Source organism: Mesorhizobium sp. M7A.F.Ca.US.005.03.2.1, from assembly GCF_003997795.1.
Lineage (GTDB): Bacteria > Pseudomonadota > Alphaproteobacteria > Rhizobiales > Rhizobiaceae > Mesorhizobium > Mesorhizobium ciceri.
The window spans coordinates 1-1,607 of sequence record NZ_RZRP01001130.1 but is presented as its reverse complement, the minus strand read 5'-3'; the positions used below and the strand labels follow the sequence as shown (position 1 = coordinate 1,607).

The following is a 1,607-nucleotide window of genomic DNA, read 5'->3' as shown; positions in this document are numbered from 1 at the left end:
CAGTTCGCCCACCACCTGCTCGATGGCGCTGGCGACGATGATCTCGCGGGATTTTGCGTGCGGTTGCCGGTTCATGAAATCTGTCTGCGCTCAGCCTTTTTCGAGTAGACGATCCGCACCAGTTCGGCGACGGCCTGGTAGAATTGTGACGGGATCACATTATCGACCGAAACTTGCTTGTACATGGAGCGGGCGAGCGCCACGTCCTCGAAGACCGGGATGTTGTGTTCCCGCGCGATCTCGCGGATCTTGAGCGCCACCAGATCCTGGCCCTTGGCCAGCACCATGGGCGCCGAGTCCTCGTCGCGCACATATTTCAGCGCGATCGAGAAGTGCGTCGGGTTGGCGATGATCAGCGTCGCGCGCGGCACCGCCGTCATCATCCGTTTGCGCGCCCGGTCGCGCGCCAGGGAGCGCAGCCGCGACTTGACGATCGGGTCGCCCTCGGACTGTTTGAACTCGTCCTTGACCTCCTGCTTGCTCATGCGCAGATCCTGCTTCCAGTGGAAGCGCGACCAGACGATGTCGACTGCCGCGATCAGCCCCATGACGAAGACGATGGCCACCAGGATGTCGACGGCGATGCCGCGGATGACGAGACCGAAGGCGACCGGATTGGTGATCATCCCGGCGAGCAGCTTGCGGTGGTCTTCCGACAGGGTGAAACTCAGCACGACGATGGCAAACCCGACCTTGCCGAGTGACTTCAGGAACTCGACCCAACCCTGGATGCCGAACAGCCTGTTCCAACCCTTGGCGATCGAAATGCGCGAGAGTTGCGGCCGGACCCGCTCGCCTACGAATTGCGGCATGTTCTGGAACACCGAGGCGCCGACGCCGGCGACGGTCAGCAGCACCATCAAGCTCAGGACGGCGCGGCCGACCTCGAGCAGGACGATCTTGTAAAGCGCGATGACGTCGGTCTCGGTGTCCATTGGCCAGGCTTCCGGCTTCTCCAGGAACATCGACAGGAACATGCCGAGATCGATGATCGCATCCTTGGCGTAGAAGACGGTGAACACCAGTATGGCAACGAACGAGGCAAAGAGCGCTGTCTCCCGCGAATGGGGCAGCTTGCCCTGTTCGATGGTGTCGCGGATCTTCTTTTCCGTCGCCTCTTCGGTTTTCGAATCCTTGTCGACCGCGTCAGCCATGGCGCGGTCCTAGGCGGCGTCTTGGGTCGAGGGGAGTTCGAAGGCGCCTTCGCGCGACAGCCGGATCGTCGTCGTAACGATCGTCTTGCGGGCCGCCATGATATCGGCGAGGGGGATCCCGTCCGAGCCCTGCCCGAGCTCGGCTTCGATCATGCGCCGCGAGCGGGCGCCGATGGCCGACAGCACCGATTCTGCAAGGGCGGCCGACGTGCCACGCAAGGCCAGCGTGACCAGCTCCGTCGATAGCCCGTCGAACAGCAGCACCCGCGCTTTCTGGGTGAGCAGCGGCAGATCGTCGAAAGCAAACAGCCGGGCTCGCACGCCGTCGAGATCAGGCGTGCCGGCGGCTTCCAGATCCTGCATCACCTCCTCGAGCAGCGGCTTGTCGAGTTCGTTGAGGACGCTGGCGACACGCGCCTGTCCGGCCGAGGTATCCTTGGTCGAGGTTTCGGC

At 63.3% G+C, this 1,607-nt stretch carries 2 protein-coding genes; both read right to left on the bottom strand.

From position 1 onward, the window contains the following. Positions 1-71: 71 nt before the first annotated feature. Positions 72-1,154, bottom strand: a complete 1,083-nt coding sequence (gene flhB, locus EN991_RS35435; RefSeq protein ID WP_027161440.1) for a flagellar biosynthesis protein FlhB — start codon at positions 1,152-1,154, stop codon at positions 72-74. A gap of 9 nt (positions 1,155-1,163) precedes the next feature. After that, a partial coding sequence (locus EN991_RS35430; protein ID WP_281058846.1) for a FliG C-terminal domain-containing protein occupies positions 1,164-1,607 on the bottom strand: 444 nt, incomplete at its 5' end.

Coding starts and splice junctions, on each gene's coding strand:
- flhB (WP_027161440.1), bottom strand. CDS start 1,154: ATGGCTGACGCGGTCGACAAGGATTCGAAAACCGAAGAGGCGACGGAA.